This window comes from Acinetobacter piscicola (genome assembly GCF_002233755.1).
In the GTDB taxonomy this organism is placed as follows: domain Bacteria; phylum Pseudomonadota; class Gammaproteobacteria; order Pseudomonadales; family Moraxellaceae; genus Acinetobacter; species Acinetobacter piscicola.
Window position 1 is genome coordinate 551,428 of record NZ_NIFO01000001.1, and the last position, 15,616, is coordinate 567,043.

At 35.5% G+C, this 15,616-nt stretch carries 14 protein-coding genes; 6 read left to right on the top strand and 8 right to left on the bottom strand.

Going from position 1 to position 15,616, the window contains the following annotated elements; all coding sequences use genetic code 11:
* Positions 1 to 82: 82 nt before the first annotated feature.
* Positions 83 to 1,375: a branched-chain amino acid transport system II carrier protein gene (brnQ, locus tag CDA10_RS07500; protein ID WP_089604985.1), complete on the bottom strand. Its 1,293-nt coding sequence runs from the start codon at positions 1,373 to 1,375 to the stop codon at positions 83 to 85.
* Positions 1,376 to 1,717: 342 nt separating this feature from the next.
* Between brnQ and map the strand changes: the two genes are divergently transcribed.
* Positions 1,718 to 2,512: a type I methionyl aminopeptidase gene (map, locus tag CDA10_RS07505; RefSeq protein WP_089604986.1), complete on the top strand. Its 795-nt coding sequence runs from the start codon at positions 1,718 to 1,720 to the stop codon at positions 2,510 to 2,512.
* Between the two features lie 321 nt (positions 2,513 to 2,833).
* Here map and CDA10_RS07510 read toward each other — a convergent pair whose 3' ends face one another.
* The 5 genes from CDA10_RS07510 to aceR form a co-directional block, all read right to left on the bottom strand.
* Complete coding sequence (locus CDA10_RS07510) at positions 2,834 to 3,277, bottom strand: Sbal_3080 family lipoprotein (protein ID WP_089604987.1); 444 nt, start codon at positions 3,275 to 3,277, stop codon at positions 2,834 to 2,836.
* Positions 3,278 to 3,290: 13 nt separating this feature from the next.
* Positions 3,291 to 4,463, bottom strand: coding sequence for a benzoate/H(+) symporter BenE family transporter (locus CDA10_RS07515; RefSeq protein WP_089604988.1), 1,173 nt, complete (start codon positions 4,461 to 4,463; stop codon positions 3,291 to 3,293).
* 346 nt (positions 4,464 to 4,809) lie between these two features.
* Positions 4,810 to 5,463 (bottom strand): leucine efflux protein LeuE, encoded by a 654-nt coding sequence (gene leuE / locus CDA10_RS07520; protein WP_089604989.1) that lies wholly within the window; start codon positions 5,461 to 5,463, stop codon positions 4,810 to 4,812.
* Between the two features lie 137 nt (positions 5,464 to 5,600).
* Positions 5,601 to 6,587: a transaldolase gene (gene tal, locus CDA10_RS07525; RefSeq protein ID WP_089604990.1), complete on the bottom strand. Its 987-nt coding sequence runs from the start codon at positions 6,585 to 6,587 to the stop codon at positions 5,601 to 5,603.
* A gap of 88 nt (positions 6,588 to 6,675) precedes the next feature.
* Entirely contained in the window at positions 6,676 to 7,566 is an 891-nt protein-coding gene (gene aceR, locus CDA10_RS07530) for an HTH-type transcriptional regulator AceR (RefSeq protein WP_089604991.1), read from the bottom strand.
* A 376-nt stretch (positions 7,567 to 7,942) separates the two neighbouring features.
* Here aceR and aceI point away from each other — a divergent pair, with 376 nt between their 5' ends.
* From aceI to CDA10_RS07560, 5 genes are all read left to right on the top strand, one after another.
* Positions 7,943 to 8,365, top strand: coding sequence for a chlorhexidine efflux PACE transporter AceI (gene aceI, locus CDA10_RS07540; RefSeq protein ID WP_089604993.1), 423 nt, complete (start codon positions 7,943 to 7,945; stop codon positions 8,363 to 8,365).
* Between the two features lie 240 nt (positions 8,366 to 8,605).
* Positions 8,606 to 10,657 carry a hypothetical protein gene (locus CDA10_RS07545; protein WP_089604994.1) on the top strand — a complete coding sequence of 684 codons (2,052 nt, stop codon included), beginning with the start codon at positions 8,606 to 8,608 and terminating at the stop codon, positions 10,655 to 10,657.
* A 141-nt stretch (positions 10,658 to 10,798) separates the two neighbouring features.
* Positions 10,799 to 12,514, top strand: a complete 1,716-nt coding sequence (locus CDA10_RS07550) for an AAA family ATPase (RefSeq protein WP_089604995.1) — start codon at positions 10,799 to 10,801, stop codon at positions 12,512 to 12,514.
* A 163-nt stretch (positions 12,515 to 12,677) separates the two neighbouring features.
* Positions 12,678 to 12,869: a hypothetical protein gene (locus CDA10_RS07555; protein ID WP_171333954.1), complete on the top strand. Its 192-nt coding sequence runs from the start codon at positions 12,678 to 12,680 to the stop codon at positions 12,867 to 12,869.
* 122 nt (positions 12,870 to 12,991) lie between these two features.
* The gene (locus CDA10_RS07560) at positions 12,992 to 13,378 is read left to right on the top strand and encodes a 5-carboxymethyl-2-hydroxymuconate Delta-isomerase (protein ID WP_089604997.1); all 387 of its coding nucleotides are present in this window, start codon (positions 12,992 to 12,994) and stop codon (positions 13,376 to 13,378) included.
* Between the two features lie 95 nt (positions 13,379 to 13,473).
* Here CDA10_RS07560 and thiM read toward each other — a convergent pair whose 3' ends face one another.
* A complete protein-coding gene (thiM, locus tag CDA10_RS07565; RefSeq protein WP_089604998.1) occupies positions 13,474 to 14,337 on the bottom strand; it encodes a hydroxyethylthiazole kinase in 864 nt (287 codons plus the stop codon).
* Between the two features lie 9 nt (positions 14,338 to 14,346).
* Positions 14,347 to 15,501 (bottom strand): hypothetical protein, encoded by a 1,155-nt coding sequence (locus CDA10_RS07570; RefSeq protein WP_089604999.1) that lies wholly within the window; start codon positions 15,499 to 15,501, stop codon positions 14,347 to 14,349.
* Positions 15,502 to 15,616: the final 115 nt, after the last annotated feature.

A 15,616-nucleotide genomic window follows, 5' to 3' on the forward strand; every position in this document is an offset into this window, starting at 1 on the left:
GTTGGATAAACTTGACGATTATTGATTACTCATAAAATATGATTTGGGTAAAATCAAATTTTAAAGGTAGGTTAAAAAAGGTTTATTTTTTAACTTTATCAATTACGACACAAATAATGAATACAATTAAAGATGGAATTAACCATGCTAAGTTTTGTTCATTCAAAGGTAAGTTTTGGATCAATGCAGGTAAATTGTCTTTAAAGCTTGTGACTTTAATTCCTTCAATAACCCCAAAAATGAATGAAACAGCTGTTACTGGTGCAATCACTAAAGATGGATTGTTGAATTTTTTCCAGAAGAAGCTCAGTACAATCACCACAATTGCTGGCGGATAGATGGCACTTAAAACAGGAACTGAAAAAGCAATTAACTTGGTTAAACCTAGATTTGAAATAACCAATGAGAATAAAACTAAAATGACCACTAAAATCTTGTAAGGGATTTTGAGCAATTCAGAGAAATATTCTGCACATGCGCAGGTTAAGCCAATCGCAGTCACCATACATGCAATAAAAATTAGAGCAGTAAGGAATAATGACCCTAAATTACCAAAAGCATGTTGCACATAGGCATGTAGAATCACAGCTCCATTTGCAGCATTAGGTGCAACATCATGGCTGCCTAAACCCAATTTAAATAAGCTGAGATAAACGAGCGTTAAACCGACACCTGAAATTAAACTAGCGATGACCGCATATTTAGTCACTAACTTTTTGTCAGTTACACCACGCGAATGAATGGCATGAATAATGACAATACCGAAAACCAATGCGCCTAAAGTATCCATGGTTAAGTAACCATTGACGAAACCTTCAGAAACAGGGCTAGTGACATAATTATTAATTGCAGGAGAGATTGAACCTGTTGGTGTGACCAACGCAGCAATGCCTAGAATAGCAAGTGCAATAATTTTCAATGGTGCAAGAACATGCCCGACAGTATCCAATAACTTATTTGGATAAAGAGACACGACTGTGACAAAAGCAAAATAAACAATACTATAGATCAGTAAAGATGTGCTGCTATTTCCAAAATAAGGAGAAAAACCGATTTCGTAAGAAACCGTTGCAGTACGTGGCGTAGCGAATAAAGGTCCGACAGAAAGGTAGCAAACGACAGTTAACATTAAACTGGCAACTTTACCCAAAGGCGAACTTAAAATTGCAATAGAACCTTCAGTTTTTGAAAGCGCCATGATGGTGAGTACAGGTAGACCTACAGCAGTGATTAGAAAACCTAAAGCTGCGAGCCATACATGTTCACCTGCTTGTTGAGCAACAATAGGTGGAAAGATAATATTGCCTGCCCCAATAAATAAGGCAAAAGTCATAAAACCTAAAGCAATAATATCCTTTGTACGGAGATTCGTCATAAAGGAAGAGGTTAGAGAAACAAAAACGGTGATTTTAGTAGAAAAGTGATTTTTTTTGTATTTTATTTTATAAATATTATTCCTGAAGTTTATAAATTTTAACCAATTAGCAATATAAATTATATTTATGTAGATGATTAATCGCTTAATTTAGATCATTATTGTCAAAAGCATATTTGAAAATAATTAATCTTGTGTTTTAATTGATTTTTTATGCATTTATCTTATTTTGTAAATATTGAGGAATATTTCACATTGCAAAGTTCTTTGTAATGGTTAAGAAAAAGCACAATCAGCGCATAAAAAGCTTATAATGCATGCTCATAATTGCGGACAGATACGATGAAAGCTTCTACTATCACGATTAAAACTGAACAAGACCTTGAAAAATTACGAGTGTCTGGGCGTTTGGCTGCGCAGGTTTTAGAGATGATAGGTGAGTATGTCAAGCCGGGTGTGACAACAGAGTATTTAGATGATTTGTGCAATGATTTTATTGTCAATACATTGAAAGTGATCCCTGCAAATGTGGGTTATTATGGTTATACCAAAACGACCTGTATTTCTCCAAATGAAGTAGTTTGTCATGGTATTCCTTCTAATAGCATCGTTTTGAATGATGGCGATATTATCAATATTGATGTTGCGATTATTAAAGATGGATATTTTGGTGATACCAGTCGGATGTACTATGTGGGTAGTGTAAAACCTGAAGCAAAGAAGTTGGTTGACACAACTTATCTTGCAATGGTCGCAGGTATTCATACAGTGAAGCCTGGAGCAACATTGGGTGATGTAGGTGCTGCAATTCAACAAGTTGCAGAGCAAGAAGGTTATTCAATTGTTCGCGAATATTGTGGTCACGGCATTGGTAAGGTATATCATGAACAACCCAATGTGCTACATTATGGACAGGCGGGACATGGCTTAATTCTTAAAAAAGGCATGGTCTTTACCATTGAACCGATGGTCAATGCAGGTAAAGCAAAAGTTAAAGAACTGAAAGATGGTTGGACTGTTATTACCGCAGACAAGTCTCTATCTGCACAGTGGGAACATATGATTGCAGTCACGGATACCGGATTTGAGTTGTTGTCGCCTTGGCCAGAAGGTACAGGGTTTTATCCTGAAATTTAATACCTATACAACTTTTGTCTAAGAATTGTGATTCAATACGGGTTTAATTGTTTTTTTGTCTTATGTTTTTGCATTATTTATCACATTTTTTTTTAATTAATTTAATTGTTTAGATCTATTAATACAAAAAATTAATTGTTTAATCGTTTTTAAGTATTTGTTTAAATAGTGAGCGGTGTGTAATATACGTTTCAGATTCTAGCTGTAGTTTCTACTTTATTTAACTTATTTTAAGTTTCTAAGCTTATCCATCATAGGGTAAGCTTTTTTTTGTCTGTAATATTAGTATGAATTTAAAGATCAGCTTGAGATAAGCATTTATTATTTACTTTTAGGATCAACCAATTGCTCCACTAGCTCGTCAACTTTAGTGTCCGTGCTACGCCATTTGTTTAAAGCGAGACCACCTTTTCCTTTTAATCTAAATTCTGCTTCAGAAACGATTCGTCCTTGTTTCATGAGAGTAAATTTTGCATAAGTTAAATAAGTCACAAAATCCCATGAGCGTAATGCTGTGTAATTCATCGTTGTTTCACACATCACAGGTTTTGAATTTTCAGGGTAAATTCGTGCATTAATGTTGTATCGCCTGAAACTACGTATAATAGATTGTTCAAACCCATCGATTGTCACTTTTGAGTTATGAATAACACATATTTGTTTTACAGATTGTGGTTGAAATCCGTCATTATTTTTCACTTGAATTGAAGTGCATGCATTCAGTGTTAAAGCAAAAATTCCAACTGTAAATAATTTCTTTTTCATAAGTTATCATCACTTATTTTTTAGTTCTAAAATTTAAAATAAATGACACTGCAAATCCGAACAATAATCCCCAAAATGCTGAACCAATACCAAAGAATTGCACGCTTGAAGCACTGAATAAGAATGTGAGTAATGCTGCTTCACGGTCTTTCACTTCATAAAAAGCAATTGCAATGTTATGACTAATTGTACCGAATAGGGCAATTCCTGCTAAAGCAACGATAAAAAGATGTGGGAAAGACATGAGCAAACTGGTGAGAGTTGCTGCAAAAAGCCCCATCAAAATATAGAAAAATCCACAACTAATCCCTGCGATATAGCGCTTAGATGGATCAGGGTGAACTTGATCATCTAAACTGACAGCAGCACTAATTGCTGCAATATTTACGGTATAGCAGCCAAAAGGTGCAAGAATGGCTTGTGTCAAACCTGTCCAACCAATCAGTTGATTGACATGGGGTTGATAACCGTAGCTTTTAATCATGGCAATACCGGGCAAATATTGAGAAGCCATGTTGATCACAAATAAAGGTAAAGCCAGTCCAAATAAAGCAGACCATGTAAATTCAGGTGTCATCCATACAGGTTTTGCCAAACTCCAATGTAAAACTGGGGTATGAAACTCCATAAACAAAGGACAAATCAGAATCCCTGCAATAACTGTAATGACAATGCAATAACGTGCCCATAAACGTTTAGAAATAATATAAATAGCAAGTAAAGATAAAATGAATTGCCAATCGTTTTGCATACTGGCAAATAAGGCGATACCAAACTTGAGTAATACTCCTGCAAGCATGGCACTGGTTAAACTTTGTGGAATGTAGGCAAGGACTTTTTCAAAAATACCTAAGAATCCTAAAATCGCAGTCAATAAACCACAGACTAAGAAGGCACCAATTGCTTCATAAAGTGTATAACCACTCGCAGTTGCTAGGATGAGTGCAAGCCCAGCCGTTGACCATGATGTCGCAACTGGATATTTAAATTTCCAAGACAGAATCAGTCCCGAAAGACCAATACCTAAACCCAGTGCCCAAAACCAAGAAGTAATTTGTTCAGGCGTTGCACTAAGTAGCTGTGCGGCTTGAATCACCAATACAGCTGAAACACTGATACCAATTAAAAAGGTAATAAAGCCTGCAAAAACAGCAGGTATAGAAAAGTCTTGGAGTATTTTTTGCATGATCCCTAGCTTTTGAATTTGACTAAATGGTAGAAAAGTACACTAATCATCATACACGGAACGATTTGTTGCTTATAGCAATAATCGTGAGATTGCTCATTTTAAACATGAAATTTTCTAATGCTAATGATGAAAGCATTTTATAACTTATTCCAAATATTCATTCGTGATCAATTTACGAAAAGTTTTAACGAGTTTGGATTTTCATCAATGGTCTTAATCAAATATTCAACTCATCGAAGTTGAAATTCACAAGTCATATAGAACTCACTGATTGATCGAGAAAAGCTCTATGTTTAGTCAGCGAGTTTAAACACTGACAATATCAAGCTTCATAATATAAAGCTTACATTGTAGACGTCGCCAGTTTTAAACCAAAGCCACAAAATAATAACCCTACGCATGCCACACTAAAAGCAGCGACTTTATAACGACGATTAAAGAAGTTCGCCAGTTTAATTCCCGAAAAAATCAGAATAGTAAGATAAGCCATACTAATCACTTGCAAAATCACAGAAAGTACAGCAAAACTAATCGCAGGATAGGGATATTGGGGATCTACAAATTGAACAAAAAAGGACAAGTAAAACATAATCGCTTTAGGATTTAATAAACTAATGGTTAATGCGGTTCTAAAGGGATGAAACTGTTCAACAGTCGTTGAGTTTTCTGAAATTGTTTGAATATTCTTGGGTTTATTCATCCATGTTTTTACACTGGCGATAAGTAATCGAACGCCAAGATATGAAAGATATGCCGCGCCAGTAATTTTAAGAATAATAAATAACCAAGGGAAGGTATGTAACAGTGATGCCGCACCAAGTACTGTACATAGAATGAGGATTAAATCACCTACAAACACACCAAAAGCGCCAATATAACCTGTTTTGATCCCAAATCGAGAGGCAATAGACATCACGTAAAGCGAGTTTGGTCCCGGCAAAATGACAATGAAAATAGCCCCTAAGACATACGTTGCAATATCGGTAATACCAAACACGGGATACTCACTAGATTATCAAATATAAATAAAAAACCGAGCTTGTATCATAACAAACTCGGTTTTAAATTGTGAGCAATTTTAGTGCATTAATCCACTAAATTAATGCATAGAAAATGCATTCAAATTTGAAACAATTAATCAATAAAATCTGCTTCTAAGCCAAAGGATTGACGTAATAATAAAGCCAATTGTTCACGTGCTTTGATAAAACCATCGACTCCGCTTTGTAGCAATTGGAATGACATCAAATCACCCTCTAATTGCTGTTTAAAGTCAGCTTTAGAAATTTCTTGGTATGGCTGATTTTGATCATTCTGTACGTGTTTGTGCAGTTGTGGTTCAACGATACGCTGATCTTGCTCTAACTTTGTCAGTAATCCGGGTGCAACAGTGAGTAAGTCACAGCCCGCCAATGCTAGAACTTGGTCTACACTACGGAAACTTGCACCCATCACTTCAGTTTTAATTTGATGCTGTTTGTAGTAAGCATAAATGTGTTTAACTGAAAGCACCCCTGGATCTTTTTCAATTGGGTAGTTATCTACATTTTCAGCTTTTTTGTACCAATCTAAAATTCGGCCTACGAATGGAGAGATCAGGGTGACTTCAGCGTCTGCACAGGCCTTGGCTTGGTGCATACCGAAAAGTAGTGTTAAATTGCAATGAATACCTTCAGCTTCAAGTGCTTTCGCCGCTTGAATACCTTCCCATGTCGAGGCAATTTTAATTAAAATGCGATCTTGGTCGATACCATATGATTTATAAAGCGCTAGTAATTCTTTGGCTTTGACAATGGTTTCATCAGTATTATAAGAAAGCGCAGCATCAACCTCAGTCGAAACACGTCCTTCAATTGCTTTTAAAATTTCTACGCCGAGTTTTACTGTAAGAATGTCAATAGTACGATCGACAAGTTGATCGAGTTGATATCCTTCTTTTTTCGCTTGGTCGTAAGCATCTTCAATGAGCTCACGATTTTCAGGTTGCTGAGCAGCCGAGGTAATGAGTGAAGGATTGGTTGTTGCGTCTAAAGGACGAAATTGTTGAATAGCAGCTAAATCACCTGTATCAGCAACAATAGTGGTTAAGCGTTTTAATTGATCTAATGCAGATTGTGTCATTGCCGTCTATTTCTTAGTTAAAATATTTGTAATTTATTTATAACACAATGCAAATTTAGCAAAAGTGGAAAAAGTGTTGAATTTGACATTATTTTGTATGAATTCTTTGTTTTCTGATGTGATTAATCAAAAAACGAGCAGCTAGACCAAGATTACTCTCTTTATTCCATACAATGTCGACGTAATATTCAAATTTGGGAGTGAAATCGAGCAAATCAAGCGTTTTTAATTTTTTCCTTAGTTCAGGATTTTCGTTAAACATTTGTATAGGTAGAACGCCCCAACCTAACTTTTTTAAGATCAGTGAGCATGCTGAATGATGATTATCGGTTCGCCAATAATTCTTTGAATAAAGTAATTCAGGTTTTACGGTTCGATCTCGACTAGCAACAACAATTTGTCGGCTTTGTAGGATTTGCTCAAAACTCACTTGTACATGCTGTGCCAAAGGATGATCAATTGCCGCTACAGGAACTAAGGTCTCTTGTTTAAATTCTACAAATTGTTCACGACTTTCCAAAAACTCACGTTCAAACATGAGCGCAAGTTGAGCACTTTGATTAATTAACATTTTCAATGCATCTTCTTGCGGTGCAGTATAAATATTGATTTGCAATGTCGGAAAGCGCTCAGCTAATAGCGCAACATATTCCGTCCAATCGGTATGAATTAATTCTGAAACCACCACAATATTGAGTGCAGATTCTAAACCTTCGCTGAGTGCAATGGCTTGTTGTTTCCATTGATTCATTTCAACCAAGAGTTGTTCGGTTTTTTCATACAAGAAATTGGCTTGAGCCGTAGGAATAGGCTCACGACCGACACGATTGAAAAGTTTCAGGTTTAAATCAATTTCTAAGTTGGCGATAGACATACTGACTGCGGAGGGTACTTTACCTAATTTTCGAGCCGCAGCAGAAAATGAACCTGTTTCCATCACGGTCTTAAATATATTCAGCTGCTCTTGGTTGATATTCATGATTATTCTCAAACATGCTTGGTTTAATCTTTCAATAAAACTGAAAGAATCTAACTCGATTAATCAATATTATAAAAATATACTGCATCTGTCGAATCAATATCATGCAAAAGTCAAAAATGATCGAAAATTAATATTGCGAGTCTCTTTTCTTGCGCCATCTATGGCTCAGGGATAAGGTTAGAGTGAGAGGGTGCTTATTATATAAATCCTCTCCCTAACCCTCTCCTTTATTAAGGAGAGGGAACTTCCATTATAAATAGATGTTGATCACAACTCGACTTATCGCAAGAAGTCTAATCAATATCTGTCTTTATGAAATGAGTGAATTATTCATTCATAAGTCAGCAACGTAAAGAAAAGTGAGTATTTTAAAATGGTGATTTCTAAAAGAAGGATTATTCATGCTTTGAGCTATGAGATCATTCTATTGGTGATCATAGCGATTGCATTGAGTTTTATTTTTGAAGTTCCAATGGAAGTGACTGGAACTTTGGGTGTAGCCATGGCGGTTACATCTGTCGTCTGGAATATGATTTTTAATCATTTTTTTGAGAAAATTGAGCAGAAAAAGAAGTTTAAGCGAACCATTAAAATTCGTATTTTACATGCGATTGGTTTTGAGGGGGGCTTAATGCTTGCAACCATTCCAATGGTCGCTTATGCAATGGAGATGAGCATCCTACAAGCGATTCTGTTGGATTTGGGAATGACCAGCTGTATTTTAGTTTATACCTTTGTTTTCCAATGGTGTTATGACTTGATTGAAGAACGAATGGGAGTCAATGCTGTTTGTTAGACTGGTTTAGAACCTTTATTAACTGTGCAGCTCAAGACATTTAATGCTTTTAATACACCATTTCCATGCGTTATTTATCAGGTAAGTGTTTGAAGTGGGTGTGTTAAGGCATTGAATGTAAAAGTATATTGTGATGCATAAACAAAAAATTGCAAAAGATAATGAAATGAAATAGGTGTTGTGATGGGGTTATCATAGAATAAGCCATTCATCGACATGATAGAAAGACCGAGGCACACAATGGCGCAGTTAATCTCGCATGAGCTGCAAAATAGCCACCAGCTTGCTGCACAAGAGCTGCTTCTGATTTCAATAGATTTGCGCCAAATCTATTTGGATCAACTTTATTATTTTAAAAATATTAATGCACAAAATTTTTTCGAAGTGAGTGATACGCAATGCAGTTTAGGTATTGCCAATCAGCTTTTGAATGTAGCTTTAGATGAATCATTGGGTTTGGTCTTTAAGTTAGCACTTGAAAATCGCCAACTCAATGCAGACCGTCTGATTCGATTGATCACGGAAGATATTTATTTTTATACACATCCATTTCAGTCATTTCATCCGACAGATTTAAAAACCAGAACGCAAATTCTAAGACAAACTTTTATTGAGCAAGTCTTTGAATGGGTCGATGGTGAAAATCGAGTAGAGCAGTATTTATATAATATTCAGCAAACTGAAGCTTTAAAAATAGATCAATTGCTCATCAAATATGGTTATTTTGATCATCCCTATATTTCTGAATTTGCAAAATATGGCAAAGAAATTCCACTTGCTGTAGAAATTAATATTAAACATCTGCTTTTAATTAACTCAGTATTAGGTAGTGAGTTTTTAGCGGTGAATGAATTGATGCCTAAGCTGCAACAATTGAGTTTTAAATTACATCAATTTATACCAAGCCATTATTTACGAATTTTTAAGGTTTTCCATTCAGAATCATTGCAACTTAAAGATATTGTGCAACATTTTAATAGCTATCAATTGTTGTCTAAGCATGCATTAGAACAACCGCATCTGCTTGCTTATGCCAAATTGATGCAACGAGGCTATTGGCAATATCAGGATTTACTGAACAAAAAACACTTTTTAAATACACATGGGACATATTGGGATCAAGATTTAATTCATAAATTACCGCTTTGCTTGACTAAACGCAGTGTCAATTGGTTGTTTAAACAAGATGTTTTGGTGAATGATTGGGTTGCAGAACATGTCAATCATGTCAGTACGCGAGTGAGTATCACGGCTTTGAGTTTTGTGGATACCTCTAAAATTGATGCGGAAGTCATCGTCAGTGTGTTGGAGTTTTTTAAAAATATTTCTGCAAGATTGTTTTTGTTAGAAAGTCATGCATTTGCGATAAAAAACCAATGGTTTAATAACTCTAAAAATGATTGTTATGATTTATATCAGAAAGATGTTCAGCCACAAAAAAACCGAAAAGTTATTGCCAATTCTTATTTATACATTGAAGAGTGGTTAGATTTTGCTGCTTTGATGACTAATGAAAATCCTCAGTTATATAAAAAGATTTATAGCAAAATAAATCGTGTCATGCAGTCATTTATGTGGTTTTTACAGAATATTGTTAATGATTTGCCTAAAGAGTTGCTGGCTTTTATTCATCCAGAAAAACAACAACATTCTGAATTTTTCCGTTTATTACAAAAGCATCAAATTAAGGTTGAAGATTTCCGCAAAAGATTTAAGCATGTTCCAACACGAAGAATACCGACACACAGCATTTTTGATAGTTTTGTCTTAGATTATTTAATGGATTGTTTTAATCAACAAAAGAGTGTCAGTAAGAATATCACTTGGTTGGGCTTATATCACCAAGCAGAACGTTGGCATGAACAGGTTTATTTTGATGAAACATTGTCAAAACTTAAACAACAGGTGGATGTTGAAACTTGGGATCGTGTTTCACCCATGCAGAAGATCTATTTTGAAGGGTGGTGTTATGAGGAGCTGAATAGTTTAAAACGAATTATTCAAGAATCTATCGTGTTTAAACATTGTCTAGCTTTGTCCTATACCAAACCAATTATAGAAAAAGAATATGTGGCTTTTCATATGTCGCATATTGATAACCCAAGCCAAGAGTTTACTTTAGGCTGTTATTATCAACTCGGACAATTGTCTTTTGATCAAATTCGTTTGCCGAATAATCAAATTCCAGAGAATGCATATATGTTGCAAGCCATGCGTTTTATTCACGATGTAAATCAACATCTAAAGTGGAAATTAAGTATTCAACCCAATGAAGAACTTGGTCATTTATAGGGTCTATTAGCATTTCATAAGGTCATAAGTTGTCGTAAACATCGATGAATTATGAATAGACCGTAGCATTCTACTTAACATTTTGGATAAAAATCGTTAGGCTATAGCCGTCCTATCCTGTTTAGCTAAAAATAGACTGTTATGAACCAAGAAACTGCACTAAAACTGATGAAAGCGGGCGAAAATGTCTTTTTGACAGGTTCCGCAGGTGCAGGTAAAACCTATACGTTGAACCAATACATCAATTATTTAAAAGCGCGCAAAGTACCTGTAGCGATCACAGCTTCAACTGGTATTGCTGCAACGCATATGAATGGTATGACGATTCATACATGGGCAGGGATTGGAATTAAAGACACGCTTTCAGATGATGATCTGAAACGCATGAAAGAACGTAAATATTTAAAAGAGCATTTAGAAAATGCCCAAGTGTTAATTATCGATGAAATTTCGATGTTACATGCCAAACAACTGAATTTGGTCAATCAGGTTTTAAAATACTTTAAAGAATCCGATGATGCCTTTGGTGGTATTCAAGTGATTGCGGCAGGTGATTTTTTTCAGTTACCACCTGTAGGTAAAAACAGTGAACAGAATCGGGATAAATTTTGCTTCATGTCCAATGCATGGGTCGAAGCGAAATTTCGAGTGTGCTATTTAACAGAACAACACCGTCAAGATGATTCTGCGCTGAATGATATTTTGAATGCGATCCGTGCACAAAGTATTCAGCAACAACATATTCAAGCGCTGCACGATACACGACACCAAGATATTGGTGATACCTACACTCGTCTATATACCCATAATATGGATGTCGATAGCATTAATTTTCAACATCTGAATGCAATTGAAGGTACGGACCATCAATTTGTCGCCGTGACTGATGGCAATGAAAAACTCATTGAAACATTAAAGTCTTCAGTTCGTGCACCAGATGAATTAACACTTAAAAAACATGCCAAAGTCATGTTTGTAAAAAATAACTTCGATATGGGTTATATCAATGGCAGTTTAGGTGAAGTTATTGGTTTTGAAGAAGATGACCAAATGGGTATGTTGCCTAAAGTCAAAATGACGGATGGCACGACATTATTAGTCGCCCCAGAAACATGGTCTGTGGACAATGAGGGTGGTAAAACCATTGCCAGTTTGCAACAAGTTCCTTTACGTCTTGCTTGGGCGATTACTATTCATAAATCTCAAGGTATGACTTTAGAAGCGGCCGAAATTAATCTCAGTCATACTTTTGAAAAAGGGCAAGGCTATGTTGCACTGTCACGACTGAAGTCAATTAATGGTTTAAGGTTGCTTGGATTTAATGAACAAGCTTTGGAGTTAGACAGTTTAGCCATAAAGGCAGATCGCCGCTTTCAAGAGCTTTCCAATGAAGCCGAACAGCATTATACAGACACAGATTTAACGCAGCAGCACAATGCATTTATTCGTCATTGTGGTGGGACATTGAATGCGACTGAAATTGAACGCAATGAAAAGAAAATTGCTCGAAATGCAGGTAAGACCAATTATGCTTCTGCAACTTTGGATGAAACACGTGAGCTGTTTGAAAATGGTTATGAAATTCAAGATATTGCTGTTGAACGTGGTTTAACACCCGCAACAATTATTAACCATTTGGCTCGTTTACATCGTGAGCAGAATTTAGATATTTCTGTGGCTAACCCTGGCGAAGAAGTGGTTGAACAAATTCGTAATATTTATAAAAAACTTAAAAAGCGTCAAGACCCAAGTCATTTTAGTGATGATGGTGCAATTAAGCTACGTCCAATTGTTGAATTGACCAATCCAAAGATGGGCTATGATCAAGTGCGTTTGGCTTTATTATTTGTTGAATAATTATCCAGTTATGAATTAAGTCATATCAATCGTGTTTTGAGAGAAGATTGCTTACTATTTTTAATAGTGTGATTTATGTAACATAACTTTAAGTTAATTTGATGTTATCTGCTTTTGAGTTAAACTATAGCCATAATCCAGTTGCTCTAAAGAGGTAACTATTATGATTATTTATGATGGCGAACAAGTATTTCCAGAACGTGCCAATATGTTCAAGGTTTTCTTAAAACGATATCTTATAGAACAAGATTGCGAGTATTTATTAGAAGAAAAAACATTTATTTATGACAGTGACTGTGATGAATTTTTAGAGCATGACATACAAGAGTTCTATGCATTGTGGCTGGTTGCTTAGAGATATTTTTAAACCACCTTCGGGTGGTTTTTTCTTATTTAATAGAGCAGCCTAAGCATTTTTTCTGTAGAGAGCTGTTATAATTTTTTAACTTTTCACCATGTTAATAAGTCGTTAATCTCATGCCACAAATGTTTATTGATTATTCTGACAATATTCAGAATTTAGACAAAAAGAAGCTTATGTTAGGTTTAAATCATGCTCTGTTTGATACAGGCTTGGTTGGACATGCGCATGATATCAAGTCTCGCATTCAAGAGGTTGCAGATTATTTGATTGGCTTTGGTGATGAAAATGGCGAGGAGAGTAAGCAAGCCTTTATTTTTGTGCGCTTACAAGGTTTAAGTGGTCGAACAGAACAACAAAAAGACTTAATGACTGAAAATCTATCGCAATTTTTACAATCCTTTCAAAATTACTCAGCAGATGGTTTAGAGATTCAGCTTTGTGTTGAATTTGCTGAAATGCCAAGAGAGATTTATAAGAAAGTGATTGTGAAAGCAAAATAAAGTGAGTGACAAGAGCTAAAATTTAACTCTTGTCCAATTCAAAGCATGCATTTTTTACTATTGAAAGAAAAGTAGATCCATTTTTGAAATAGGAACTATTTTAAAACTTCAATATCTGCATACTGCACTATTTTATCGGCAGTCATTGTATAAATTTCATCGAGGAAAGCGACATTAAAACTGCCAACACTTTGTGATTTTTCGAAAGCTAATTTTCCTGCAATTGCAAAGTGAATATGTGCTGAAATTGCAGCGATTGTCGGTGTTGTTACAGCACTATACGCTGCAATTAAAGCGCCAAGTGCACAACCCGTCGCTGTGACTTTAGGTTGTAGATAGCTTCCACCATTGACTTGAATCACAGCATTTAATTCTTTAGAAAGTAGAAAGTCTGATTCACCTGAGATCGCAACACATTCGCAATGTGCCAAAAGCGGTAAAGCTTGTAAATAAACTTCATTGCTCGATACAGTGCTGTCTACACCTTTCGATTCAACATGATTGCCTGCTAGTGTACTTATTTCAGAGGCATTACCACGAATGATGGTTGGATTGAGTAAAACCAGTTGATCCGCCATTTCACTGCGCCACTTTAAAAAAGCACCATAACCAACTGGGTCAAGTACCCACGGTGTGCCTTTTGCAGCGACTGTTTGCGCAGCAATTTGCATCGCCTGCATTTGTTCTGTGGTTGGCGTTCCTAGATTGATACTCAGTGCCGCAGCAATAGAAGCAAAACTTTCAGCTTCAAAAGGATTATCAATCATTGCAGGAGATGCACCTGCGGCAAGTAAAACATTAGCAGCATAATTTGCCGCAACACTATTGGTAATACAATGAACCAAAGGCTGTCTGGTTTGTAACTCTATCCATGCAGCAACGACTTTTTCTAAAATCACATCCGTTTGGATATGCAGTTGATCCAGTAGAGAATTCGAGATATTTTCAGGGTGATTCATAGAAAGTCCTTACTGTGTAAAATAGTGGTCTTGATGTTTACAACTGCGACAAAACAAAGTCACGTAGTTTTCTGCATCATAATCAACCGTCAATTCATTGGAACCACAGTACATACAGCGTTTTTGTGAATAAAAATTTAAACGTGATTCTATCTTTTTCCAAGACTTCCAAACAGGTTGAAAGAAAATATTTTCATCGTAGCCTAAAAAACGATAAAAAAGTATTTCACTCATACGGCTAAAAGGAATATTTGGAGGACGAGGTAGCGTAGTGGTTTCCCACTTTTCAGCCAAAGCACGCTCACGATATTGTTGAACCGTTTTCTTTAAAATATTGGTATTAATAAAATTATCATTTCTAACTTGCAATGCTTTCTTTTGATGCAGATATTCAAGCGCTGTTTGAATCAGATAAAAAATTTGCCCAACAGCTAAACTATCCAATAAACGATAGCAGAATGCTTGGAAATTCTTATTTCCAGAAATTTGAATGCCCCAAGTACGACAATAATGTTGCGTAAATTGTACAATTTCCTGATACAACATCACATACAGCGTATTTTTGACTTCTTCAGCTGTTTTAAAAGGAACTCCTAAACTCAGGTTTTCATAAAACCAATGACGAAGTTGTGTGGTAATACTAAATAAGCTCGGCTCAGAATATCCATCTAAACGAACATTGACATAATATTGATGTGCATCATCACTAAAGTCTTTAGGTGTCAGAATATTGTCTTTGATTAACTGATTTAAAAGCTGACTTTGAAAATAGTAATTTGGCGTAATAGGATGATATTTAATCACTTCCCAATCGATGAATTCTTGGTGCGCTGTATTTTCATGGACTTGATTGTCTAAAATACTCAATAAAAACAATTTATGTAAAAAACTTAATTGGTTTAAACCAAACTCAAAATTGTCTTTTTTCTTATATTTTCGAGCTTCTTGAAGACGTGTTTCTTTGATCAATTTTTTACGTTTGTTTTGACACGTTTCACAATGACAAGTGTGTTGCTGATTTTGAAAAACTTGATGACTACAGTGACTACACAGATGAAAATTGACTTCTTTTTCAAACTCTTCAGCTTCTACATAGTACATGCTCGCCTGACATAGTGGGCAAAAGGTACTTTCATCAAGCTGTTTTTGCAAAATTTGCAGCATAGTCGAGTATTAAAAAACAATAATTTTTGATTATACACGTCTATGTGGCTGAAAGCTGATTAGCGTAAATGAATGACCAATTAAATTTGTTCATACAAGCGATTTAAGGCTCTAT

What these genes read in the sequence shown, in the direction of transcription:
- CDA10_RS07515 (WP_089604988.1), bottom strand. Translation starts at nt 4,463, where the DNA reads ATGCAAAAAATACTCCAAGACTTTTCTATACCTGCTGTTTTTGCAGGC.
- CDA10_RS07570 (WP_089604999.1), bottom strand. Translation starts at nt 15,501, where the DNA reads ATGCTGCAAATTTTGCAAAAACAGCTTGATGAAAGTACCTTTTGCCCA.
- CDA10_RS07560 (WP_089604997.1), top strand. Translation starts at nt 12,992, where the DNA reads ATGCCACAAATGTTTATTGATTATTCTGACAATATTCAGAATTTAGAC.
- aceR (WP_089604991.1), bottom strand. Translation starts at nt 7,566, where the DNA reads ATGAATATCAACCAAGAGCAGCTGAATATATTTAAGACCGTGATGGAA.
- tal (WP_089604990.1), bottom strand. Translation starts at nt 6,587, where the DNA reads ATGACACAATCTGCATTAGATCAATTAAAACGCTTAACCACTATTGTT.
- map (WP_089604986.1), top strand. Translation starts at nt 1,718, where the DNA reads ATGAAAGCTTCTACTATCACGATTAAAACTGAACAAGACCTTGAAAAA.
- CDA10_RS07550 (WP_089604995.1), top strand. Translation starts at nt 10,799, where the DNA reads ATGAACCAAGAAACTGCACTAAAACTGATGAAAGCGGGCGAAAATGTC.
- brnQ (WP_089604985.1), bottom strand. Translation starts at nt 1,375, where the DNA reads ATGACGAATCTCCGTACAAAGGATATTATTGCTTTAGGTTTTATGACT.
- CDA10_RS07555 (WP_171333954.1), top strand. Translation starts at nt 12,678, where the DNA reads ATGATTATTTATGATGGCGAACAAGTATTTCCAGAACGTGCCAATATG.
- thiM (WP_089604998.1), bottom strand. Translation starts at nt 14,337, where the DNA reads ATGAATCACCCTGAAAATATCTCGAATTCTCTACTGGATCAACTGCAT.
- CDA10_RS07545 (WP_089604994.1), top strand. Translation starts at nt 8,606, where the DNA reads ATGGCGCAGTTAATCTCGCATGAGCTGCAAAATAGCCACCAGCTTGCT.
- CDA10_RS07510 (WP_089604987.1), bottom strand. Translation starts at nt 3,277, where the DNA reads ATGAAAAAGAAATTATTTACAGTTGGAATTTTTGCTTTAACACTGAAT.
- aceI (WP_089604993.1), top strand. Translation starts at nt 7,943, where the DNA reads ATGGTGATTTCTAAAAGAAGGATTATTCATGCTTTGAGCTATGAGATC.